The 24638-nt window shown below is 56.9% G+C and carries 18 protein-coding genes; 6 read left to right on the plus strand and 12 right to left on the minus strand.

Annotation, left to right across the window (positions count from 1 at the left end):
* Positions 1-861: 861 nt before the first annotated feature.
* Positions 862-1956, minus strand: a complete 1095-nt coding sequence (gene nadA, locus ACQE3D_RS16980) for a quinolinate synthase NadA (protein ID WP_168032480.1) — start codon at positions 1954-1956, stop codon at positions 862-864.
* A gap of 212 nt (positions 1957-2168) precedes the next feature.
* A complete protein-coding gene (locus tag ACQE3D_RS16985; RefSeq protein ID WP_083385591.1) occupies positions 2169-2687 on the minus strand; it encodes a DUF2780 domain-containing protein in 519 nt (172 codons plus the stop codon).
* Between the two features lie 235 nt (positions 2688-2922).
* Here ACQE3D_RS16985 and ACQE3D_RS16990 point away from each other — a divergent pair, with 235 nt between their 5' ends.
* From ACQE3D_RS16990 to ACQE3D_RS17000, 3 genes are all read left to right on the plus strand, one after another.
* A complete protein-coding gene (locus tag ACQE3D_RS16990) occupies positions 2923-3852 on the plus strand; it encodes a ZIP family metal transporter (protein ID WP_064031538.1) in 930 nt (309 codons plus the stop codon).
* 13 nt (positions 3853-3865) lie between these two features.
* Complete coding sequence (locus ACQE3D_RS16995; protein ID WP_313729648.1) at positions 3866-4519, plus strand: TMEM165/GDT1 family protein; 654 nt, start codon at positions 3866-3868, stop codon at positions 4517-4519.
* A 146-nt stretch (positions 4520-4665) separates the two neighbouring features.
* Positions 4666-9159: an EAL domain-containing protein gene (locus tag ACQE3D_RS17000; RefSeq protein WP_313729647.1), complete on the plus strand. Its 4494-nt coding sequence runs from the start codon at positions 4666-4668 to the stop codon at positions 9157-9159.
* On the opposite strand, the gene rnd is transcribed toward ACQE3D_RS17000, so the two are convergent.
* A complete protein-coding gene (rnd, locus tag ACQE3D_RS17005; protein WP_071155462.1) occupies positions 9156-10310 on the minus strand; it encodes a ribonuclease D in 1155 nt (384 codons plus the stop codon). The two genes, ACQE3D_RS17000 and rnd, sit on opposite strands and share 4 nt — an antisense overlap.
* A gap of 351 nt (positions 10311-10661) precedes the next feature.
* Between rnd and ACQE3D_RS17010 the strand changes: the two genes are divergently transcribed.
* A complete protein-coding gene (locus ACQE3D_RS17010) occupies positions 10662-12971 on the plus strand; it encodes a TonB-dependent receptor (RefSeq protein WP_313729646.1) in 2310 nt (769 codons plus the stop codon).
* 92 nt (positions 12972-13063) lie between these two features.
* On the opposite strand, the gene ACQE3D_RS17015 is transcribed toward ACQE3D_RS17010, so the two are convergent.
* Genes ACQE3D_RS17015 through lptD form a run of 3 tightly spaced genes read right to left on the minus strand, consistent with a single transcriptional unit; the run spans position 13064 to position 17770 of the window.
* A complete protein-coding gene (locus ACQE3D_RS17015; RefSeq protein WP_313729645.1) occupies positions 13064-13609 on the minus strand; it encodes a DbpA RNA binding domain-containing protein in 546 nt (181 codons plus the stop codon).
* Between the two features lie 11 nt (positions 13610-13620).
* On the minus strand, positions 13621-14901 hold the full coding sequence (locus ACQE3D_RS17020) for a peptidylprolyl isomerase (RefSeq protein ID WP_313729644.1): 1281 nt from the start codon (positions 14899-14901) through the stop codon (positions 13621-13623).
* Between the two features lie 7 nt (positions 14902-14908).
* Positions 14909-17770, minus strand: coding sequence for an LPS assembly protein LptD (gene lptD / locus ACQE3D_RS17025; protein ID WP_313729643.1), 2862 nt, complete (start codon positions 17768-17770; stop codon positions 14909-14911).
* 96 nt (positions 17771-17866) lie between these two features.
* On the opposite strand from lptD, the gene ACQE3D_RS17030 reads away from it, so the two are divergent.
* Complete coding sequence (locus ACQE3D_RS17030) at positions 17867-18868, plus strand: aminoglycoside phosphotransferase family protein (protein ID WP_313729642.1); 1002 nt, start codon at positions 17867-17869, stop codon at positions 18866-18868.
* Positions 18865-19548, plus strand: coding sequence for an N-acetylmuramate alpha-1-phosphate uridylyltransferase MurU (gene murU / locus ACQE3D_RS17035; RefSeq protein WP_313729641.1), 684 nt, complete (start codon positions 18865-18867; stop codon positions 19546-19548). The genes ACQE3D_RS17030 and murU overlap by 4 nt, the downstream gene beginning before the upstream one ends.
* A 2-nt stretch (positions 19549-19550) precedes the next feature.
* Here murU and hemJ read toward each other — a convergent pair whose 3' ends face one another.
* The 6 genes from hemJ to pyrC form a co-directional block, all read right to left on the minus strand.
* Positions 19551-19976 (minus strand): protoporphyrinogen oxidase HemJ, encoded by a 426-nt coding sequence (gene hemJ / locus ACQE3D_RS17040; RefSeq protein WP_313729640.1) that lies wholly within the window; start codon positions 19974-19976, stop codon positions 19551-19553.
* Positions 19977-20050: 74 nt separating this feature from the next.
* Positions 20051-20623: a DUF4124 domain-containing protein gene (locus tag ACQE3D_RS17045; protein WP_313729639.1), complete on the minus strand. Its 573-nt coding sequence runs from the start codon at positions 20621-20623 to the stop codon at positions 20051-20053.
* Between the two features lie 87 nt (positions 20624-20710).
* Positions 20711-20998: a lipid-A-disaccharide synthase N-terminal domain-containing protein gene (locus tag ACQE3D_RS17050; RefSeq protein ID WP_064031551.1), complete on the minus strand. Its 288-nt coding sequence runs from the start codon at positions 20996-20998 to the stop codon at positions 20711-20713.
* Positions 20991-21716, minus strand: coding sequence for a glycosyltransferase family 2 protein (locus tag ACQE3D_RS17055; protein WP_313729638.1), 726 nt, complete (start codon positions 21714-21716; stop codon positions 20991-20993). Before ACQE3D_RS17055 ends, ACQE3D_RS17050 begins: the two co-directional genes overlap by 8 nt.
* A 63-nt stretch (positions 21717-21779) precedes the next feature.
* Positions 21780-23363: an ArnT family glycosyltransferase gene (locus ACQE3D_RS17060; protein WP_313729637.1), complete on the minus strand. Its 1584-nt coding sequence runs from the start codon at positions 23361-23363 to the stop codon at positions 21780-21782.
* A gap of 186 nt (positions 23364-23549) precedes the next feature.
* The gene (gene pyrC, locus ACQE3D_RS17065; RefSeq protein WP_313730261.1) at positions 23550-24584 is read right to left on the minus strand and encodes a dihydroorotase; all 1035 of its coding nucleotides are present in this window, start codon (positions 24582-24584) and stop codon (positions 23550-23552) included.
* Positions 24585-24638: the final 54 nt, after the last annotated feature.

Here is a 24638-nt window from a genome sequence, read left to right on the forward strand (position 1 = left end):
GTCCTCCGCGCCTCAATTTCAGAGCCCAAATCACGCGGTACTTGCGAGTGGATATTCGAGTTATCCCAACAACAGCGCCACTCCTCGTCATGACGCGAGTCGCGGCAACCGTAGGCGATAAAAACCGGCCTAACGCTCCTCCGGCGCGGCTTAATCATAGCGCGCGAAAAATATCTCCGCTCAATTAATTAGCGCCCACCATATGCTGTTTTAGCAATACAGACCAACTCTACAGGCAGTCAATGAAACTGCGACACTGTTAGGGTGCTAGGTTAATTGCTTAATATTACAGTTGATCGCGCGGATCGGCGCGCAGCTTTAGGGTAATGGCGGCACGACGACTTCGACGCCCGTCCCGGAACCGTTTTTACGCGTGTTTCCAACGTTGGGGGAAAACCTCTGCAAGCCACGGCTGGCGAGGCGTACAGCGATTCGGCAGTCACGGAATCGTGGAAACACGGCACGGAACGGTCTATACCCTTGCTGTCGGCATTGCCGGTGGCGAAACTGGACTGGGAGGGCCGATTGATCGCTGATCGACCCCGTCTAAGCCTTTGGTGTTACGCCCTTCTACTTACTCGGGGCCAAAGGGACCGGGTTAAAATTCAGTAACTATTCAACACAGGCTTCAAGCGGCCCCAATCCAAGTAACCTCTTTGAAAAAGGGAGCTGAGGGGGATTTATTCAAATAGTCTTCCCTGCTCCTCTTTTTTCAAAGAGGGGCTACAGATCGCTGAAGACTTACTAAATCAGAAGATTGGACGCTAAGAAGCACGGCGGCTGGACGGATAACCATTCGCGAGGACCGAGCGCTTACCGCCGAACCGGCGGCAAACGCCTAGCCCGCGCGCTATCAACGCATTAAGACGCCAGCAGCATATTATCCAGCGCCAACTTAGCCAGCGCGGCCTCTTCGGCCGGGACCGACACTCGGTTGACGACATGGCCGGCGGCCAGGTTTTCCAACACCCAGCATAAATGCTGCGGATCGGTGCGGAACATCGTCGAGCACATGCTCAAGGTCGGCGCCATGAAATGGACCTGCTTGCCCTGCGCCTTGGTTTCCTGGGCCAGCCGGTTGACCAGATTCAATTCGGTGGCGACCAGCCAGCGGGTATTGGGCTCGGCCTCGCGGACAATTTTTAAAATCATCTCGGTGGAACCAATGTAATCCGATTTCTCGCACACTTCGAAACAAGCTTCCGGATGCGAAATCACGATGGTTTCCGGATATTTTGCCTTGAAATTGTCGATTTGCTCGGGTTGAAAAGCCTGATGCACCGAACAGTAACCCTTCCACAAAATCATTTTGGCGTCGCGGATTTGTTGCTCGGTCAGGCCGCCTTGCGGTTTGTTGAAATCCCAGGTGACCATGTGTTCCAGCGGAATACCCATCCGGTAACCGGTGTTGCGGCCCAAGTGCTGGTCGGGGAAGAACAGGACTTTTTCGCGGCGCTCGAAGCTCCAATTCAGGATTTTTTGCGCATTGGACGAGGTACAAACGATACCGCCGTGCTGACCGCAAAAGGCTTTCAAGTCGGCGGCGGAATTGATATAGGTCACCGGCGTCACCGAATTTTCGACGTCGATGATCTTAGCCAACTCGTCCCAACATTGCTGGACCTTGATTTTATTGGCCATGTCCGCCATCGAACAACCGGCGGCCATGTCCGGCAAAATTGCGATCTGCTCGGGCCGGGACAGGATGTCTGCCACCTCGGCCATGAAATGCACGCCGCAAAACACGATGAATTCGGCCGCCGATTGCGCCGCCTCTCGCGACAACTTCAGCGAATCCCCATAAATATCGGCATGCTGGAATACTTCGTCACGTTGATAATGATGGCCCAGCACGATGCAGCGGCCGTTTAATTGGGCTTTGGCGGCGGCGATACGTTCTGCGCATTCGGCGTCGTCCAACAAGGCGTAATCATGGATAGGTAATGCGGCAGTCATGTTTCAACCCGGCAATCAAAAGAACACATTGTAACGGCTTGGGCCGCGAAATCGGTAGCCGGTTCCCGGCGTTGGCTAACCCGATCGTCAAACCGTTCGAAGACGGTGGCGGAGCGAGCCAGGATGCGGGCGTCGTCTCCGCTCAACCGGCGCCAAACGCCGACGAAAAACGCAAACCGTAGCAACGCCGAGCGGCGACCAACCCGCCGAAACTAACGGTACAAAGCTTGCTCCAGCAAGGCCATCGCCGAAGCCCCGCCTTGATTTTGCACGTATTGCAACACCACCGGCACGAATTGGCCGATCATGCTGCTGTTCATCCCCAAGCTCTGAAACGACCCGGCCAAACCCAGCAAACCGCCGGCCGTGCCGAGTAGCGACGACCCGCCGTCATCGCCAAACTTGGGCTGATTCGAAACCGCACCGAGATAGCGGTCCATATTGGGCACATTGGAGCTGAGTAGCGAAAAGTCGCCCGGATTCAGGCGCTGTTGCGCCAACGAGAATATCGAACCCACTCCGCCCAGCGCTTGCTGTGGGGAGATACCCAGTTGACCGACCAACAGGCCCACCAAGTCCATCTCGGCGCCCAGGTTTCCCGCGGCAGGCACCGACGGCAGCGCCGGGGTTTGCGCGAACGTTTGCCCGGTGTAGGGCTGCGGCGCATTACAACCGGCCACAGCGACCGCCGCGGCTAGAAAAAATCCTTTGCTGAAATTGAGTTTGCTCATTGTGACTCCCGTGAAAAAGGCGATTCCGGTTGGCGTTCGCGGCCTTTCGCGTTGACAGCGCCAACCCGGTGCCGCGCGCATGATACCGAAATCGCAACGGTTTTCCCGGCATATTTGCCAGGGGCTAGGCAAATCCGCGAATTACCCGCCGACAACCGGAGCGACGAACCTCGGCGGCGGCGGTTAATTCAGTATAATCGCGACTTTACACACCCTCACCTTCGGATAATAAAAAATGCAAAACATACAAGCCAAGCTCGAGGAATACTACCTCCGTCTCCAAGCCCATCCACGGTATCTGAAAATCATGACGCTGCCCACGCTACAACGCTGGGGCGTTCTGGCTGGTTTGTTTTTGCTGTCGCAAGTCGTGGTGTTCGGCGGCTTGTACCTAATATTCGACGGCGTGGTCGTGATCGGCTTTATGGCCAGCATTCTGGCGGGCTTGGCGACCGGCGTCGGCGCATTGCCGGCGTTGTTTTTCAAGGACATCTCAGAGCGTCTGTTCAACAGTATGCTCGGCGCCGCCGCCGGTGTCATGTTGGCCGCCACCGCCTTCTCGCTGCTGGTGCCCGGCATCGATTTCGGCGACCAGATCTGGCCCGGCAAGGGGTTGTGGATCGTCGCGGCCGGCATGCTGCTGGGCGCGGTGTTTTTGCATTTTGCCGACGAGCGCCTGCCTCACCTGCATTTCGACGCGGTCAGCGACGAAAGTTTGAATTCGCTGCAAAAAATTTCGCTGTTCATCATCGCCATCACCATCCACAACTTTCCGGAAGGCATGTCGGTGGGCGTCAGTTTCGGCTCGGGAAATATGAATAACGGCCTGGTGTTGGCCATTGCCATCGCGCTGCAAAATTTGCCGGAAGGTCTGGCCGTCGCGCTACCGTTGGTCGGCTTGGGCTACAACAAATGGAAAGCGGTTGGGATCGCCACCGCGACCGGCTTGGTCGAACCGGTCGGCGGCCTGCTGGGTATTACGATGGTGACCGTGTTTTCGTCGATACTGCCGATTGCGATGGGCTTTGCGGCGGGGGCGATGTTATTCGTGATCAGCGAGGAAATCATTCCAGAAACCCATGCCAAGGGCCGCTCGCGCATCGCCACGTTTTCGTTGATGGTCGGCTTCATCATCATGATGATGCTGGACAAAATCCTCAGCTAAGCGCACCAACGCCATGGATCATCTGATCGAGTTTATCAACCGATTGGCGCCGGCCGACCCTGCCGGCTTTTCGGCCGCCGCCGGCACCAGTCTGGCCTTGATCGCCGCCGCCGAAATCGGCGACAAAAGCCAATTGGTGTGCATGACGCTGGCTTCGCGCCACCGGGCCGCACCAGTCTGGTGGGGGGCGCTGGCCGCGTTCGCGCTGCTGAATACGCTGGCGGTGGTGTTTGGCGTCGCCATCGCCAATTGGCTGCCGGAGTACGCGGTATCCGCCGGCGTCGCCTTGTTGTTCGCCGGTTTCGGTTTACACGCCTTATTCAATCATGAAGACGAGGACGACGACGACGCTGTCGTCGAAAAAAGCGGTCACGGCATTTTTCTGACCACGTTTTTATTGATTACCGTGGCGGAATTCGGCGACAAGACCCAGTTGGCGGTGGTCGGTTTCAGCAGCAGTGCGCCGGCGGCGGCGGTTTGGCTAGGCTCGACGGCGGCGCTGGGCTTGACCTCGTTGTTGGGCGTGGTCGCCGGCCGCACCGTGTTGCAAAAAATGCCGCTGGGCTTACTCCATAAGCTCAGCGGCGGCTTTTTCCTGATACTGGCGGCGGTCGCCGGCTATAAAACTTATCTCGGCCTGAACGCGGCCGGACTGATCGCTCTATGAATCGCCGCCGCATCGCGCTTTAACGCGACGGGAAACGGCGGCTTTACGATCTAACCGGTTTGGGCAACCCCACACCAACGTTAAAACCGGCAACGAACTTGTGAGTTTCATTTTCGACAGTTTCCGCTTCTTTCTATTCTGATTCGATGGCGACACCTCTTAACCGCCGACGCGATTTGCCGGGCATCCTTAGCTTGGCCCTGCTATACGGAGCAATCGCCAAAATCACTTTGAGCTACTTTTCGACCAGCGGCAACGTCACGCTAGTCTGGTTTTCCGGCGGATTGGGACTCGCGGTGTTGCTGTTGAAAGGTCTAAGGTTTTGGCCGGGCATTTTCTTGGGCGCGCTGGCCGCCGGTTTAATGGTCAACGATTCTCTCTGGCTTTCGGGATTGATCGCGGCCGGCAATACCTTGGAAACTTTAACCGCGGCGCGATTGCTCGGCAACAATCGCAATTTTTCAGTCACCTTATCCGAACCCAAACATTTTTTAACACTGGTGCTGGTTGGCGTGGTTTGCTCCGCTATTAGCGCGGCGATCGGCCCGGCGGCACTGTTGGCAAGCGGTTACGTACCCGCCAGGGAACTCGGCGAATCGATGCTGCACTGGTGGATGGCCGATGTGTTTGGCATCGTCTTCGCCACGCCGGCCACGTTGATTTGGCGACGCTGGCCAAGCAATTGGTTTCACGGCAAACGCTGGCCGGAAACCGTGATTTTCGTCGGACTCTCCTTTCTGGTCGGCCAGATTCTGTTTTTCGACTGGTTTACCGACCATCTGAAATTCGCCCCACACACTTATTGGCCATTTTTCTGCGTCCTGTGGGGCGCCCTGCGGTTTGGGCGGCACGGCGTGGTACTGGTGATGGTCCTCACCGCCGCGCAGGCCTTGCTGGGAGCCGCCCAGCACGTGGGCAAGTTCGCCCACGATTTCGAGCAAAGCGATCTGTTCAATTTCTGGCTGTTCATGGCCGCGTTGTCGACCTGCGGCATGGCTTTGGCGTTGACATTACACAGCAGCCGACGCATCGCCGAAGAACTACTCGACAGCGAACTACGCCTACGGCATATCGTGGACGCTTCACCAGTACCACATATCCTTTACGACCGCCACGACAATGTGGTCTTCTTCAACTCGGCCTTTTCGGCGACTTTCGGCTACACCCAAGACGATATTCGCTGTCGCGACGATTGGTGGCGCTTGGCCTACCCCGATCCGGCTTACCGGGATTCGATCATGGCCGTTTCGCGACGCCATCTGAGCGCCAGTCTAAACCGGCAAGACATCGCACCGGAGAAAGTCGATATTCGTTGCCGCGACGGCGCTACCCTTACGGCCCTTGCCAATACCACCGCGCTTAGCGACTCTCTTCAGGGCGGCTATCTGGTCACCTACTTCGATATCACCGAAAGGATGCGCTACGAAAAAGCCTTGACCGAATCCAATTTATTGCTGCAAACCATCCTGGAAACCTTACCGGTCAGGGTGTTTTGGAAAGACCTCAACTCGCGATATCTGGGCTGTAACACGCTGTTCGCCAACGACGCCGGCCGGCGGCGCGCCTCGGAAATGCTCGGCAAGGACGACACCCAAATGACTTGGCGAGACCAAGCCGATTTATACCGGAGCGACGACGTGGCGGTCATGTCTTCCGGCACGCCTAAGTTGAATTTCGAAGAACCGCAAACCACGCCGAGCGGCGATACCATCTGGCTGCGCACCTCGAAAATGCCGCTAATCAACGGCGACGGCGTCACCATCGGTATCCTCGGCTTATACGAAGACATTACCCAAAACAAGCAGAGTCAACAACAACTGGCCGAATCGCTATCGATGCTGCAAGCCACGTTGGAAGCCACCACCGCCGGCATTTTGGTGGTTAGCCTAGACGGCTACATCCGCGGCTTCAACCAGCGCTTTCAAGCGCTGTGGCAAATTCCGAGAGACATGTTACGCGAGGGCGACCACTGCCATGCCTTGCTGGAATTCATCCTGAAGCAGATGAAGGACCCGGAACTGACGCGCGCCCAAGTCAACGAATTGCGCGAGCATCCCGAACGGGAAATCAAAAACCTGCTGGAACTCATCGACGGCCGGCTGTTGGAACGTTATTCTCGCCCCCAACGCATCGGCGATCGAATTATCGGCCGGGTCTGGAGTTACACCGACGTCACCGAACTGCGCGGACTGGAAAAGCAGTTGCAATGGCGCACCGCTTTTCTGGAGGCGGTATTGGAATCGACGCCGGACGGTATCGTCGCCGTCGACGCCGAAGGTCGCAAGGTGCAGCAAAACCTGAGGATCGGCGAATTGTGGCGGATGCCGCCGGACCTGGCGAACCAGGACTGTATTGCCGCGCAGTTGGAGATGGCACGGCAACAAATGAAACACCCGGAACAGATGACCCGGAGCATCGCTTTGGTTCAGGCTCAACCGGATGCTATCGCCCGCGACGAAGTGGAACTGCTCGACGACACGATACTGGAATTCCACACCGCGCCGATTTGCAGTAAAACGGGCGCTTATCTTGGTCGTATTTGGCAATTCCGGGACGTTACCGCAACCCGCCACGCGGAAAGAACATTGCGGCAAAAGGAATACTATCAACGCGCCTTGCTCGACAACATTCCTCACGCAATCTGGCTGAAAGACCGCGACAGCCGGTTTCTGGCGGTCAATCAAGAATTCTCCGCCATCTTCGACGCCGGCACGCCGGACGAATTGGTCGGCAAATCCGATCTGGATATCGCACCGCCGGAACTGGCCGAACGCTATCGAGCCGACGACCGCACCGTCATGGCAACCCGCGCCAATCTGGTCGTCGAGGAAGAAATCATCGATCGCGGACTTCGCAAGTGGTACGAAACCTATAAGGCCCCGGTCATCGATCAGAGCGGCGAATTGCTGGGTAGCGTGGGCTTCGCTCGCGATGTCAGCGAACGCCGCAAGGCCGAGGAAAATTTGCGGCTGGCCGCGCTGGTCTATCAGAACAGTAGCGAGGCGATGGTCGTCACCGACGCGGACAACAATATCCTCAGCGTCAATCCGGCCTTTACCTTGATGACCGGCTATGCGGCCGACGAAGTCGTCGGCCGAAATCCACGGGTGTTAAAATCGGATCAACACGATGCCGGGTTTTATCGGGAGTTGTGGCGGGCATTGGAAGAGACCGGCACGTGGCACGGCGAAATCAAGAATCGCCGCAAGGATGGCCGCATTTACGTGGAAGAATTGACGATCAACACCATTTACGACGCCTCCGGCCATCCGCAACGGCGGGTGGCGTTGTTCTCGGACATTACGCAACGCAAGCAATCGGAGGAACAAATCTGGCGGCAAGCCAATTTCGATCCGCTCACCGGTCTGCCGAATCGCCGGATGTTTCGCGACCGGCTGGAACAGGAAATCAAAAAAGCCCACCGCATGGGCCAGATGTTCGCGCTGATGTTTATCGATCTGGACCGCTTCAAGGAAGTCAACGACACTTTGGGCCACGACATCGGCGACCAATTGCTCAAGGAAACCGCGCAACGGCTGCAGCTTTGCGTCCGCGAATCAGACACCGTCGCCAGACTGGGCGGGGACGAGTTCACGATCATCCTGGGCGAACTCGACGAACCGCGCAGCGCCGAACCGATAGCCCGGCATTTGCTGGAGCAATTGAGCGCGCCGTTCCAACTGGCCGAGGACACCACCTACGTCTCGGCCAGCATCGGTATCACCTTCTACCCGACCGATAGCACCGACCTCAGCGAGCTGTTGAAGAACGCGGACCAGGCGATGTACGCCGCCAAAAACCGGGGCCGGAATGCCTATAGCTTTTTTACCAAGGCTTTGCAGGATGCGTTGCAGGCACGCGCGGCGCTACTGGCCGATTTGCGCAACGCCTTGAGCGAGCGGCAACTATCGCTCCACTACCAACCCATCGTGGACTTGGTCAGCGGCGAAGTCCATAAATCGGAAGCTTTGCTGCGTTGGCGACATCCGACGCGCGGCGTCGTTAGCCCGACGGAATTCATTCCGCTGGCCGAGGAAACCGGCTTGATCAACAAGATTGGCGATTGGGTGTTCGAAACCGCCGCCCAGCAGGTATTGGAATGGCAAAGCCGCTTGCACCGCGAGTTTCAAATCAGCATCAACAAATCGCCGGTGCAATTCCAAAGCGCCGGTCAAGCACCCCGTCATTGGTTCGATTATTTGCACTCCCTCGGCCTGTCGGGACAAAGCATCGTCGTTGAAATTACCGAAGGCTTGCTGCTGGACGCCAATACCAACGTTCAGGACCACTTGATGGCGTTCCGGGACGCCGGTATGCAAGTCGCGATCGACGACTTCGGCACCGGCTACTCGTCGCTGTCGTATTTGAAAAAATTCGACATCGACTATTTAAAAATCGACCAGTCCTTTGTCCGCAACCTGACCGAGGATTCCAGCGACTTCGCACTGTGCGAAGCGATTATCGTGATGGCCCACAAGCTGGGCCTGAAAGTGATAGCCGAAGGCGTCGAAACCGAACGCCAGCGCGATTTGCTGAAATCGATCGGTTGCGATTACGGTCAGGGCTATTGGTTTTCGCCGCCGGTACCGGCGGAACTGTTCACCCAGCGTTTCAGTTTGGGTCGAGACCGCGAGAACTAAGCGGAGACCGGACTAATCTCGACGGCATCGTCGCGCAAACGCAAACTGTAATCACCGCGCAGCAAACCTTGCAATTCCCGTCCGGCCATGTTGTAGCGCCAACCCTGTAGCAGCAGACAATCGTCGTCGCCGGCCAGCAATTGTTCCAGATCGTTGCGGGTCGCCAAAATAATCGGATTCAGCGAGTTTTCCTCGGCCCGAATTCTGACGACCGCGCCCAGCACATCCAGAATGGCTTCGGTTTGCTGGGTTTTCTTTTGAGGTTTGCCTTTTTCGACCAGCGGTTTAGGCGGCCGTTGGCGAGCGACATCAATTAGTTCGCACAGGGTTTTACCGTAGCGGTTGACGGTGCGTTCGCCGATATTGCGGACCTTGGCCAGATCGGCGACCGTCACCGGCTGCAATTTAGCCAACTCCAGCAACATATCGTCGGCCAACAACCAGTTGCGCGGTTTGTTTTCCTGCTGCGCGGTACGTTCGCGCCATTCGGTCAAAGCCTGCATGATGGACAATTGCTTGCCGGTCAATTTGTTCTTGCCGCGTATCCGCAACCAGGCATTTTCCGGCGATAGTTGATACAACTCCGGATTGTTCAACAACGCGAAATCGGCATTTAGCCAATCCAAGCGACCTAGTTTATCCAACTGCTCGCACATCAAGGTGTAGATCTTGCAGAGGTAGATCACGTCGTCGGCGGCGTACTCGATCTGTTCCGGACTCAAGGGACGCACCGACCAGTCGGTGCGGGTATGGGCCTTACTCAGGTTAACGTTGAGGAAGCTGGATACCAACATCGCATAACCGGGATTTTCCTGAAACCCCAGCAACGGCGCGGCGATTTGGGTGTCGAACACCGGCATCGGAATTTTGCCGCTCAGTTGATAGAAAATCTCCAAGTCCTGGCGACAGGAGTGCAATACCTTGACGATGGCGGGATTGTAAATAGCCTCGAACAGCGGACTCAGATCGGCGATCGCCAGCGGATCGATGCAGGCCACCCAGTCCGGCGTGGCAATTTGCAACAAGCAGAACTTGGGGTAATAGGTTTTCTCCCGCAAAAACTCGGTATCCAGCGCGATCCAGTCGTGACGGCCGATCTGTACGCAGAGAGCCTGAAGTTGTTCCGGAGTATCGATATATTGAATGGTCATAGTGTGTTATTGCGTAGGGGAAAAGAAAACCTGGGCGGTATTAAGGGAGCTGGCGCACGGTCCGGCATTGCCTGAACCGCCAACAAAAGCGACCCGCGATCTTCCTCGTGAATCCGTCGGGCCGCCAGGGTAGACACTCGAAGCCAGCATCCGAGCTTCCAATCCCAGCTGAATTCGCACAATCGTCCTTAAAGCCGATCATTTTACCGTGCCACGCGCCGAATGGCTCACCGAATCGGCGGCGCCTGGCCATTAGCCGCTTATCGGGAAATTTTCCTTTTTCCGTTTTCACCTCCCCCACCTGTAAGCTGTTAGGTATCATCCGTCGGCTGAAGCTAACTTGAGTCGATCATGAAAAAACTTGCGCTTGGCATCCTGCCTTGCTTCGGTCTGTTGCCAATGGCAAAGGCCATAGCCGAGGAAGTGGCCCCCGCCAATCTGGACAGCGTCGAAGTCGTCGCGGTGACCCCGCTACAATTCGGCGGCGTCGATATCAACAAAATTCCCGCCCACGTTCAAACCGCGACTGCCGAGAAACTTCAAGAATCGCAGGCCCTATCGTTGGCGGACTACATGAATCGCTATTTGGGTAGCGTCAACGTCAACGACGCCCAAAACAATCCGTTGCAACCGGACATTCAATACCGCGGCTTCAGCGCCTCGCCGCTGATGGGCCTGCCGCAAGGCCTGGCGACTTACGTGAACGGCATTCGCTTTAACGAACCGTTCGGCGACATGGTCAACTGGGATTTAATCCCCAACGGCGCCATCGACAATATGAGTCTGCAGCCAGCATCCAACCCGGCCTTCGGCTTGAACGCACTGGGTGGCTCGATCAACATCAACACCAAGACCGGCTTTTCGGCGCCCGGACACAGCTTTGAAGCGCAAGGCGGCTCCTGGGACCGGCATTCCGAGGAAGTCACCAGCGGCTGGAACGATGGCACCTGGGGCTATTTCCTGGACTTTAAATATTTTAACGAGAAAGGCTGGCGCGCCCATTCACCTAGCGAAGCCAAACAAGGCTTCGGCACGCTGAGTTGGCGCGGCGTCAAATCCAGCTTGGACTTGAGCATCGCCGGCACTGACAACACCCTACGCGGCAACGGCGCCCTACCCCAGCAAATGCTGGCTTACGGACGTGATCAAATCTTCACGCACCCGGATATCACCCGCAACCGGATGCTGCTGGTTTCTCTGGACGGCGATACTTGGCTGAACGACCATAACCAGCTGTCCGGCACGCTGTACTACCGGCGCAATAAAATCAGCACCTACAACGGCGACGGCAGCGAGTTCGCGCCTTGCAGCGGCGACCCGACCGCCTTGTGCAACGGGGACGACGAAGCTCTACAGGCGTTGGGCGGCGGAGGCATACAAGCGGACGACGCCTTCGAGGGCGGCACCATCAACACCTCCAGCACCTTGCAACAATCGTTCGGCTTCGCGTTGCAGGATGCGATCGATCACAAAGTTTTCGGCCGGAACAACCACTTGATCGGCGGCGCCAGTTTCGACCACGGCAACGCCCGCTATCACGCCGACACCGAATTGGGCGCGCTGACCGGCGATCGCGGCGTCGCGGCCGGCGGCGTGCTGCTGCAGGATTCGCATGTCAGACTCACCGCCGAAACCGATCATTACGGCCTGTTCCTGACCGACACGTTGAATCTGGCCGACAAACTGGATGTCACGGTGTCCGGCCGTTACAACCAATCGCACGTCAAGTTACGCGACCACTTCGGCGAAGATTTGAACGGCAGCCATTCCTACGACCGATTCAATCCGGCCGCCGGCCTGACTTATGCGTTCATGCCCGAACTGACCTTCTACGGCAACTACAGCGAATCGTCGCGAATTCCGACACCGATGGAATTAAGCTGCGCCGATCCAAGCGCACCGTGCAAATTGCCCAACGCCTTCGTCTCCGATCCGCCGTTGAAACAAGTCGTCGCCAATACCTGGGAAACCGGCTTTCGCGGCCGCTTGAGCCGTCTATTGGAAGGATACGTCGATTGGAACGCCGGTTTTTTCCATACCATCAACAACAACGACATCATTTTTCAAAGTTCGGGCAGCGTGATCGGCAACACCGGCTATTTCGCCAATGTTGGTCAGACTCAACGCCAAGGCGCGGAATTGGGATTATCCGGTAAGTTTTACGAACGCTGGCGCTGGTCGGCGAACTACAGCTACATCGACGCGACCTTTCAGACGCCGTTTCTATCCAGCAGCCCCAACAATCCAGCCGCCGACGCAGACGGCAATATCCGGGTGGATGTCGGCGACCGGATTCCCGGCATTCCGGCGCATCAATTCAAATTCAGCAGCGATGTGGACATTCTGCCGCAATGGACCCTGGGTTTTGACATGAACTACAACAGCTCCCAGGCGCTGCGTGGCGACGAAGCCAATTTGACCGGCAAATTGCCGGGCTTCGTCGTGTTCAATTTGCGTAGCGAATACCGCTTCAACCAACATGTGACGCTGTTCGGCCGGGTTAACAATCTGTTCGACCGCGAATACGCCAATTTCGGTACTTGGGGCAATACCGGCGAGGTGTTGGATGGCGTCAATTCCGGATTTAACGACGTGAACGCTCGCTTCGTCGGCGTTGGCGCGCCGCGGGCGGCCTGGATAGGCGTTCGTCTGACGATGTAGAAATTTGCTTGGTGGCGCCAGGGAGGCGCCGCTGCGACACAAGGTCGTGTCGCCAAAATCGGCGGTTAAACCGCCGATTTGCAAGCCAGGGATTAGCCAGCCGATTCCGCCGAGGACTTACCCCGCGCTTGGCGAAATTTATTGGGCCTGACCCGGCGAATATTCAATTTGTGAGGCCCAATCGCAGCCTCGGTCAACAACTGAAAAATATCGGTCGGCATGCCGTCCGGCAACTCCACCAAGGTATAGTGCTGGCGAATATCGATGCGGCCGATGCGGCGCTTATCGACGCCGGACTCCTGCACCAGTATGTCTTGAATCTGCTCGCGCGCGACCTGATGCTGCAAACCCACGTCCAAACGGTAACGCACCATCTTGTAATCCAGCCAGGGCAGCTTAGCCGTGGACGTCTCGACCGCCGTCGATTTAGCAGGCACTGGCGCCCCGGCGGCAACAGACCCGCCGAATAGTTGGGGATGACTCAGATAAATCAACGCAGCCGCGCAAGTCAAAGCGTCCATGCCCTGTTCGGCCATCGCTCCTGCCACGAACTCGCGTTGCTGGGTCAAATCCTGCTCTTTTACGATGCGCTGCAAACGCCGCTTCAGTTTTTCTTCTCTGCGTTTTTCGGCCGACATCGTTGCCCTCGTTACAGGCGGTCGGAATCGATTTCAACGTAGGCTTCGTCGCGTAAGCGCCGTAACCACAACTCAGTCTCTTCCTCGATTTTACGTTTGCGAATTTCCTCGCGGATCTTGTCCTTCTTGAATTGTTCGCTATTGTCCTGATTTTCGCGCCCCAAAACCTGGATCATGTGCCAACCGAACTGTGTTTGCACCGGCGCGCTGATTTCGTTGATGCCCAACTTATTCATCGCCTCCTCGAACGGCGGCACCAGCGCGCCGGGACTGACCCAGTCCAACGAACCGCCGTTGATCGCGGAGCCCTTATCGTCGGAATGCGCGCGCGCCAATGCGGCAAAGTCGTCGCCGTCGTTGATGCGTTCCTTCAACGCCAGCAAACGTTTTTGCGCCTCGGCGTCGTCCACCAGTTCGTTGGTCTTGATCAGAATATGTCTGACCTTAGTCTTGGTCACGATGTGCTGCGCGCCACCCTCGGTTTCCAGCATTTTAACGATATGAAAACCGCTGGGGCTACGAATCGGCTCGGAAACGTCGCCTTGCCCCATCGTCGGCACCACATCGGCGAATAAGGACGGAATCTGCCCAAGGCTACGCCATCCCAAATCGCCGCCTTTCAGCGCGTTATTGTCGTCGGATACGCTAACCGCGGTTTGCTTGAAATCCTTGCCGCCGCGCAAATCCGCCACGATTTGGTCGGCCTTGTCCTTGGCTTTCTGAATCGCACCGGCCGACGCGCCCTCGGACACCGCCACCAGAATATGGCCTAAATGGTATTGCGACGAGACTTGACCGGCCTTGCCCTGGGTTTCGAGATAGTGCGCCACTTCGGCGTCGGTGACCTTGACCCGGCTGCCGATTTCCCGGCCGCGTAACTGGTTAATGACAATTTCGTTCCGCAGATTGTCTTCGAAACTCTTGTAATCCATACCCTGCCGCGTCAGCTCGTCGCGAAAGGCCTCGACCGACAATCCGTTCCGCGAGGCAATGTCGGCGACCGACGACCTGAGCATTTCCTCGCTGATCTGCACCCCGGAGCGGGATGCCAGTTGACGTTGCAACTTGTCGACGATCATTCGTTCCAACACCTGCTTGCGCAGCACGAATTCCGGCGGCATCGTCACGTTATTGCTGGACAGCTTGGCGGTAATTGCCTCGACTTCCCGGTTCAGTTCCCGTTCCAAAATCACGTCGTCCTCGACCACCGCGACGATCCGGTCCAACACCTGCGTCCAACCGACCGTCACGTAAGCCAGCAAGGCCAGTATCCAAAATCCCTGTTTGATCATAGGCAATTTACTCGAAGAAACTGGCTTTACGATAGCCGTTCAAGTTGGTATTCAAGAAAGTATCGACGCTATCGCCGAAACTGCTTAGACCTTTCAACTCCAGTTGCACGAAGAATGCGGTCTCGGGCTTGGTACTCGGATCGTTCAGCACCGTAATGTTATTGGCGGCATTGATGTACCGGCGACCGATAATCCTGAAACGCCAGCAGCAATTTTCCTTCTCGATGCCGATGAAACTTTCGGTCGTCTTGTCGAAATTCAACGAGTATTGCCAACGCCCCAAACCGTACCATTCGCCGAATAACGGCAAACGGAACGACACGTCGGTTTGCGAAATCGTCTGCAAACTATCCAGCGGGTTACGCCGATACCGATAGCCTAGGTTCAAGATTTCGTTGGGCTGATTTCTGAATTTCAGCACGGCCTGACCGCGGGCTATACCGTTGCGCTCGGGATCCCACTGCGCACCGGTCGAATAGGACCAATTCCGGTTCATCTGGCCGCTGATTTCGCCAATAAAGTTTGAGGTATTGCTAGTCAGAGCCGCCGTGTTGCTGTTCAGATAATCCAGATCGACGTTTCTATCCTGAAAATAGAGGATTTGTCCCAAATTCAGTTTCAAAGGCTCCAAACCGGTCGTCGAATCGATAAACCGCGAAGTAGCCGCCAAGGTCACTTGATTAGCGTCTTGCACTCGGTCTGCACCGCTGAAACGGTTTTCCCTGAACAAGCTATAAAAGTTGGTATCGAACAAATTGGTATCGAATATCGGAATGTTGCTCTGGTCTTTACGCGGGATGTATAGATAGAACAGACGCGGTTCCAGCGTGTGAGTATAAGGTGTTCCAGCCAAATTCATTTCCTTATCGAACATCAAGCCGGTATCGACCGAGAAGATCGGCAGAAACCGACTGACGCTAGACGGTTGAGCCGAATTGGTAATATTGTTCAACTGGTACTGCGTATATTGGCCGGTCAACTTGGGTATCAAGAACCCCGCGCCGCTCTCAAGCGGCACACTCACCGAAGGCGCAATGTTGTAGCGCTGGCCGTTGACCAGGGTATCGTGGCTGAAATACACGAATTGGTTGTCCAGCGCCAAGTTGACCGGGAGATTGTCGAACTGATGCGCGTAATTTAAATTGATTCTAGGCAGCATATCGTAAGGCATGCCGGCGTCGGTTACGGTTTTGTCCACCGACTGATAGTGCTGCACACCGGCCTGTAGCGAGACGTCGGAGATACCGTAGTTTACGTACGCGTTACTCGACAAAAACCGGGTATCCTGAAAGCCCAGCGCATTGTTCAAGTCGTTGAAATAGGTTTTGTCGGATACGTAATTCAAGTTAACCGAAGTCCGCAGATTCTCGGCCAGGACGCTCTGATCCTGCCACGACCCCGAATATCTGGATTTGTCGGCGATTTCGTCGTACGGCAGCAGTTCCGCCGAAAAAGTCCCTTGCGAGGTTTCAGTCAAATACCGGAACTTGTTACGAATCTGCTCGCCACGCTTGCTCATGTAACGCAAGGTGATAATGTCGTCGAAGTTGGGCGCGATGTTCCAATAAAACGGCACCGAAGCGTCGAAGCCGTTCCGCTGGGTAGTACCCCAGTTTGGTGCCAGCAGGCCCGACAATCGCCGGCTGTCGGTCGGAAAAGAGATGTAAGGGGTGTACAACACCGGTACTCCCTTGAATTCCAGCCAGGCATTCTTGGCCGAGCCTTGCCCGGACTCGCGGTTAATCTTTACCCGCGACGCATGCATGATCCAATCCTGATTACCCGGCGAACAACTGGTAAACGCCGCTTCGTTGTAACGCGATAAACTTTTACTATCCCGGTATACCACATCGGCGCTACCCCGGAACGGCGCCTCGGGAACGACGAATAGGGCCTTGCGCAAGCGGGCCTCGTCCTTGCCCAGACTCAGGGAAGCCGTTTCGCTGAACAGCGCCAATTGATCCTCGCTATACAAGACGTTGCCTTGCGCGTCCAGGGTTTCCGCGACGGTATCGTAGCTGGCCTTATCCGCGATCAAGTGCTGATCGGCCCTGGTCAAATCGACGTTACCGGCAAAATTGAGCACCTCGCCGTCGTACACTTCGGAAAAATCGGCGGTCACATCGGTGGTTGCCGCGTCGCGCGCCTCTTGCGACGTAGCTTTGATTTTGCGTTTCTTGCTGCCCCAAGTCGAACAGTTCTGCCAGGGATCGCGGTCGAACTCGCCCCGCAAGGTCTGGAAGGATCGCTCTTGCTGATATGAAAAAGTCGGCGTCAGCCAATAGGTCGCGGCAAGCTCCGTCTCGACTTCGCTGACGGGCCTGGCCTCGCCTTTCGGGTCGGCACCAACCAGATTGCAATTCCAACCGCTTTTATCGTCGCCGGTCTTACAAGTCCAACCGGGAACCGTTCCGGAAGATGCCATCTGGCTTTTCGCTTGCACTGGCTCGGCGGCAGGCTTTTGCGGCTCGTTAACCTTAACCCGAAGTTTTTGGGCCTCGCTGACCGCTTTTTCGACCACTTTGACTTTTTCCCGTTCAGGCGGCACGGCCGGAACAGGCTGAGCGACTTGCGGGATCGGCGCCGGTTCCGTCTCCACCGGCTTGGGCTCGGCTTGCCGAACCGGCGCGACCTCTGGCTTGACCTCCGGCTGCGCTGGCTTGGCTTGCTGGGCCGGTACCGGCGGCGCGGGCTGGGTTTTGATGACCTGAGGTTGAGGCGGCGTGGCACCCGCGGGGGTTTGATTCAAACAAGTCCATTCGCCGCTTTGCGACTGCTCGCAATTCCAGGCGCCGTTGCTCGCCGCGGAAACCGCACTGGCGGTGTACAAGGACAATGCCAACGAAATGGAGTGAACCCGAAAATTCATGAAGTGGCTTGAGCGGCTAATTGGCTTAGCGGAACGGAAATCGAATAAAATGCATGCCCATCATTTTACCTTAGGTTGCTCGGCAATAAGTAACTAATGTATTTTTCCAGTTCAGACTCAAGACTCGCGGAGCTCAATGCCTGGCTAGTCAACGACTTGGCATTGGACGTGCGCGGCATCGCCCCCGCTTCCAGCGACGCCAGTTTCCGGCGCTATTTCAGGGTCAGCCACGGCCTTGGCAGCCAAATCGCCATGGACGCTCCGCCGGACAAAGAAAACACCGAGCCCTTCGTCAAGGTTGCCGAGTTGTTCGCCGGCGCGAACATCCACGTGCCGAAAATCTATCGCCAAAACCGCCAGCGCGGTTTTTTACTGTTGGAAGACTTCGGCAGTACCAGCTATCTCGACGCGCTGACTCCGGACAACGCCGACACGCTATACGGCGATGCGATCGACGGCCTACTGACGCTGCAAACCCGCCTTCACGGCACCAACCTTGATCTACCGGCCTACGACGCAACACTGCTACGCCGGGAACTGGGCATTTTCCACGAATGGTTCCTAGCCGGCTTGTTGAACCTGACGATGGCAAGCGATCTGGCCGACGCGACGCACAGCCTGTTGATCGATTCGGCACTCGAACAGCCGCGGGTATGCGTGCACCGCGACTACCACTCTCGCAACTTGATGTTACTGGCGCAAGCGTCACCCGGTGTCATTGACTTCCAGGACGCGGTGATTGGCCCGTTGACCTACGATCTGGTTTCCCTGCTGCGCGATTGCTATATCGCCTGGCCGGAACAGCGGGTTGATACCTGGGTCGATCACTATTACCAACAGGCGCTGACGCTGAACTTGACCGACGCCGACTTCGGGCAATTCCGGCGCTGGTTCGACCTGATGGGGATGCAACGCCACCTGAAAGCCATCGGCATCTTCGCCCGCCTGCACTTGCGCGACGGCAAATCCGGCTACTTGCAAGACATTCCCCGCACCTTGAACTACGTGGAAGAGGTTTGTCGCCGATATCCCGAGCTGGAAAAAATGGGGCACTTCCTGCAACAACACGTCCTGCCGCGTTACGCCAAAACCCTATGAAAGCGATGATTCTGGCCGCCGGCCGCGGCGAACGCATGCGGCCGTTAACCGACCACACGCCGAAACCCCTGCTCAGAGCCAACGGCAAACCGTTGATTGAATATACCATTGAGCACCTAGCCTCGGCGGGCTTTAACCAAATCGTGATCAATTTGGCCCATCTTGGCGAGCAAATCGCCGCCTACTGCGGCGACGGCGAGCGCTGGGGGGTGCGAATACGCTATTCCGACGAAGGCGACACCGCTCTCGAAACCGCCGGCGGCATTGCCAAGGCGCTGCCCTTGCTGGGCGAGGCTCCGTTCGTGACCTTGAATGCCGACGTCGCCTGCGACTTTCCGCTGGAAAAATTGCGGACGGTCGATGTCGATCTCGCCCATTTGGTGATGATACCCAACCCGCCGCACCACCCCGCCGGCGACTTCGCAGTCACGCCGACCGGCCAGCTAAGCGAGGTCGGTAGCGGCAAACTGACCTACAGCGGTATTGGTGTATATCGCCCAGCTCTGTTCGCGAATCTTGCGATCGAACCGTTGAAATTACGCCCGGTTTTGAACGGTGCCATTCAGGCGGGCCGAATCAGCGGAGAACGTTATAACGGCTACTGGTTGGACATCGGCACGCCCGAGCGGCTACACGACTTATCGGAGCGGCTGACCAAAGCCGCGGAATCGGCCGCCTGAGCCTAAAAAGGTTTAAGTACTGCCAGCCAAACGATCGAGAACAAAAACAACACCGGAATTTCGTTGACCCACCGAAAGTACACATGGGAATGGCGGTTGCGGTCGAGTTTGAAGTCCAACAACCACTTACCGCACCAAACGTGATAGATAGCCAATAGGCCCAACAGCGCCAGCTTGGCATGCAACCAGCCACTACCGGAATATAGTGTCCAGGCATAATCGCCCAACATCCAGATCCCGAAACCGAAGGTCGCGACCATGCCGGGGGTCATGATACCGAAGTACAGCTTACGCTCCATAACCTTGAAGCGCTCGCGGCTTACCGCATCGTCGCTCATCGCGTGATACACAAATAAGCGCGGCAAATAGAACAAACCGGCGAACCAGGTCACCATAAAGATCAAATGTAGTGCTTTCAACCAAAGCATAGTCGTGTTCCTGTGTCGCGAGATGATGAATGGTCCAGCAGCAAAGCCTAACCCACAAACGAAACGACCGGCACTTAACGGCCGCCAACTTTCCCCCGCCGCTCGGACGAGGGCTTAGCGTCGACATCGTCGACCGGCTGATTGGGAGCCTCGCCGGGCCGCCGGTCATGTTCATGGTGATGCTGCTGGTCGCCCGAATATCCCGGAGAGCCGCCTAACCCAGGCAATCCGGGAATACCGGGCATCGGCGCCACCGGCGCATAAATTACCGGCGCGCCGATATAAGAATTGCGCCGCTCCAAGGCCTCGGCCTGGCGCCGCTGCGCATCGGCTTGTTGTTGCTGGGCCAGCGCGCTACGCTTCATGGCCTCGACTTCCTCGATCTGGCGTTGCTGTTCGGCTTGCTGCTTTTCGGCCTCGAGCCGAGCCGCTTTTCTGACCTGATTTTCCTCACGCAAGGCTTCTAATTTCGCTTTGGCTTCCGCCTCCCGCGCCGGATCGGCATGTATGTCGAGTTGCCGGCCACCTTCTTGCGAGCAAGGCTTTTGCTGGTAAACCGTTTTGCCGGACTTACCCGAGCATTTAAACACCTCGGCTTGCGCCGAAACCAAACCGCACAGACCTAACAACAGCCACGCTAACCGCATATCCACCTCGCAAATCGAATTTTTGGCGGCGACGATAATTCCTCCGACTTAAACCGGGATTAATGGCCGCTCGCCAAGCGATCCAATCTAGGCCTGACCGGAGTCGTCGCCGGCGCGCGGATGGCGCAAAACAAAGTACAAGTTACGAAAATAGATCAACAAGCCCATACCCTGCCCTAGAATGAAGACCGGATCCTGCTTATGGATCGAATACACCAGTAAAGTCACGCCGCCAAAAATACTGAAATACCAAAACATGGTCGGTATTACGCTACGCTTTTGCCGTTCGCTGGCCAGCCACTGCACCAGAAACCGCGCGGAAAACAGACCCTGCCCCAGAAATCCGACGATTAGCCACAACGTATCGTTATCCACGCGCCACCTCGCTAACTATTGGCCGACTGTAACGACGCTTTAACCACACCACACCCAACAAATCGACGATCCCCGCCAACAGGCGATCCAAGGTGCCGTATTTCGACGTTCCGTGGCTACGCGAGCGATGATTGACCTTGACTGAAATCACCCGACCGCCGGCCATACGCACCAAAGCCGGCAAAAACCGGTGCATATGATCGAAATAAGGCAAGGCCAAAAAGCGGTCGCGCCGGAACAACTTCAGACCGCAACCGGTGTCAGGCGTTTCGTCGTGTAAGATCGCCTGACGGACCGCGTTGGCAAACTTCGATGAAAATCGCCGCCAACCGGTATCGTTGCGCCGATGCCGAAAACCGGCCAGCATCCACAACTGCTCGTCGTCAGCCTCCTGTTGCGCCGCCGCCAAACGGGGTATGTCGGCGGGATCGTTCTGACCGTCGCCGTCCAACGTAGCGATCCAAGCGTAGCGAGCCGCGGCCACGCCGCTGTGCACGGCGCGGCTTTGACCACAACCGCGTTGATGATTCAACACTCTCAAGCTGGGATAACGCGGCATCAGCGCCCGCAAACTAGACGCGGTGTCGTCGGTGCTACCATCATCGACAAAAATCATTTCGAAGGCAAATCGCCCTTCCAGCGCCTGCTGTATCTCTTCGATCAACGGCCCGACATTGTCGGCTTCGTTGTGAACAGGGACCACCACGGAAATCTCCATAACACCACTTTCTCTACTAAAACAATCGATTATACCAAACCATGCCTACGCCTGGCCGGTCTGTTAAAGTGCCTTGATTTCGCCGGCCCGATCGGCGCGACGCACCACCAACCAGTATTCCCGATGGCCTTGCACTAAAAACTCGCCGCCGGGCGGCTGATTTTCCAACGAAACCAAATAACCGTCCGGATGTTCGGCGGCCCAAGCCTTGGCCCGCTCGGCGGGAATGACCGGCAGCGGCCGAGTCAGCTTACCCAAAAAATTCAACTGGCCTTGATAGTTACCGACATAGGCGCACGGCACCCCGGTATCGGCGAAGTTCTTGACTTGTCGAGCCGTTGGCGACAAGTCGTACGCGGCGCCGTTATCTCGAAAAAAGCAAACGAAACCGACGGCGACCGACAACACCAGAGCCGCCGACGCCGCGAACGGCGACAACCGCTGGCGACGCCAAGTCCAAAATCCCAAACCGCCCGCGATCAGCAACACGCTTGCACCCCAGTCGGATTGCAAGGCCCGAACCCAGCTCCACTTCGCCAGACCCGGTATCGTCGGCATCGCCAATAAAAATACGCCGACCGCTAACAGCAGCCCAGGAATCACCATCTCCGAATACCGCGACCGCATCTGAGCGGATTCGTCCCAAACTCTGGCGGCAAACAGTGCGAACGCCGGCATGGCCGGTAACAAATAGTGGATCTGCTTGCTGGGCACGGCGGAAAACACGACAAACGTCGCGCCAAACCAAACAAGGCAAAACCGCGCCCCGGCATCTTCACCGAGCCGCATCGCGCGCAAATTACGCCAAAACCGCGGCGCATAGCCCCACGGCAACAAAAATAGCGGCAGAAATAGCAGATACCAGAACGGCGAGCGAGTATGAATTTTGGTGCCGACGGTCCGGTCGGCAGTCTGATGCCAAAGTATCGCCCGGCCGTATTCTTCGCCGCCAGCCTGAGCGGCTGGAATCGCCCAACTTAAAGCCAGCGCCGCGCCGACCAATACCGCGCCGATCACTCCAAGCGACCAGTTCGAATAGGTCGGCCGGCGCCGGTCGGCCCAAAAACCCACGGCCAACGCGGTCGGCAAAACATGGAGCAACACCACCGGTCCCTTAGCGAGGATGCCCAAGCCCAAGCCCAAGCCGGCCAAGCCCCAAGCTTGCCAACCGCCACCGCGTGCCGCCGCTAATACCCCCAGTAGAACCAGTAGCACGCAGTCGGTCAACAATACGTCGAACATCGTCGAACTGGCGAACAAGGTCCACAACAAGGTCGAGATCAAAATCCAAGGGGCTAAACCAGCGACCCCGCGCCGCTCCGGCCACAACGCTTGCGCCAGCCTCCGCAGCAGCACCAAGTTCGCCAACGCCGCCAACGGTCCGACCAACCGCGGCCACCAATCGTTAACGCCAAACACCGCCCAGCCGGCCTGCATCAGCCAAAACAACAGCGGCGGCTTATGGCTGTAGCTTGCACCGTTCAGATGTGGCACCAGAAAATCGCCGCGCAACCACATTTCCCAAGCCACGCTCAAATAGCGGGTTTCGTCTATCGGAATCGGCGCGCGAAAAAAAACCGTAACGGTCAGCACTAGCCAGAGCGGATACACGCCCCAGCGAGCGATAAGCAAATGTCGATCAGTCATGTGATTGGAATGAGTTTGAAAATGCCGGCACTTAGAGAACACGAACCGGCGAGTGGAAATCGGCAGGGAAGCGAATATTGTGCCGCCGAGTCCGACACCGGAAACCGCCGGTCAAACCGAGCCGATACCTTGAAACGCTCCGGTTCAAATCCCCCACCAGCCCGGTGGATTTGAACCACGCGTCAGTCAATCCGCGACGCGCCAATTCAAGGTTTCACCGGCCCGCAACGGTGTCAATGATTGCTCGGCTTCGCCGTATTGTTCAGGCAGTGCCCAAGTCCGTCTTTCCAGCGTGATAGTACCGACGTTACGCGGTAAACCGTAGAAGTCGGCGCCGAATTGGCTGGCAAACCCTTCGAGCTTATCCAGCGCACCGATTTGCTCGAACGCTTCGGCATAAAGCTCCAAAGCCGCATGAGCGCTGTAACAACCCGCGCAACCGCATGAAGTTTCCTTGGCGGCGGTCGGATGCGGCGCACTATCGGTGCCCAGAAAAAATTTGGGATTTCCCGAGCCGACCGCTTCCAGCAAGGCCTGCCGATGATGTTCCCGCTTCAAGACCGGCAAACAATAAAAATGCGGACGAATGCCGCCGGCCAAAATTGCGTTACGGTTGTACAGCAAATGCTGTGGGGTGATCGTCGCGCCGACATGAGCCGGCGCTTCACCGACAAACTGAACGGCTTCGCGAGTCGTCAAATGTTCGACAACAATCCGCAAGGACGGAAAGCGGCGCACGATCCCGGTCAACTGGGTATCCAGGAAAATCTTCTCGCGATCGAAAATATCGTACTCGGCGGCGGCGACTTCGCCGTGAACCAACAACGGCACCGCGAACTTTTCCATCGCCTCGAATAAGGGATAGGCGGCTTCGATATTCGCCACACCGGCGTCGGAATTGGTGGTCGCCCCGGCCGGATACAATTTGAAACCCTGGACGTGCTCGCTCTTCGCCACTTTCTCGACTTCGGCGATCGGCGTATTACCGGTCAGATACAAGGTCATCAACGGCTGAAAGTCGGCGCCGGCCGGTAGAGCCTGCAAAATTTCGTCACGATAGCGCAGCGCCTGCTCGACAGTAACCACCGGCGGCTTCAGATTCGGCATCACGATCGCGCGGGCGAATTGCCGCGCGGTATGACCCACCACGGTCCGCAACATCGCACCGCTACGCAGATGCAAGTGCCAATCGTCGGGCCGGCTTATCGTCAATTTGTCCATTTCCAGCGGGATTTCGATTAAAATGCCGGCAATTCTATCACTGCCGACCTTGAA

It is taken from the genome of Methylomonas sp. MS20, assembly GCF_050275925.1.
Lineage (GTDB): Bacteria > Pseudomonadota > Gammaproteobacteria > Methylococcales > Methylomonadaceae > Methylomonas > Methylomonas koyamae_A.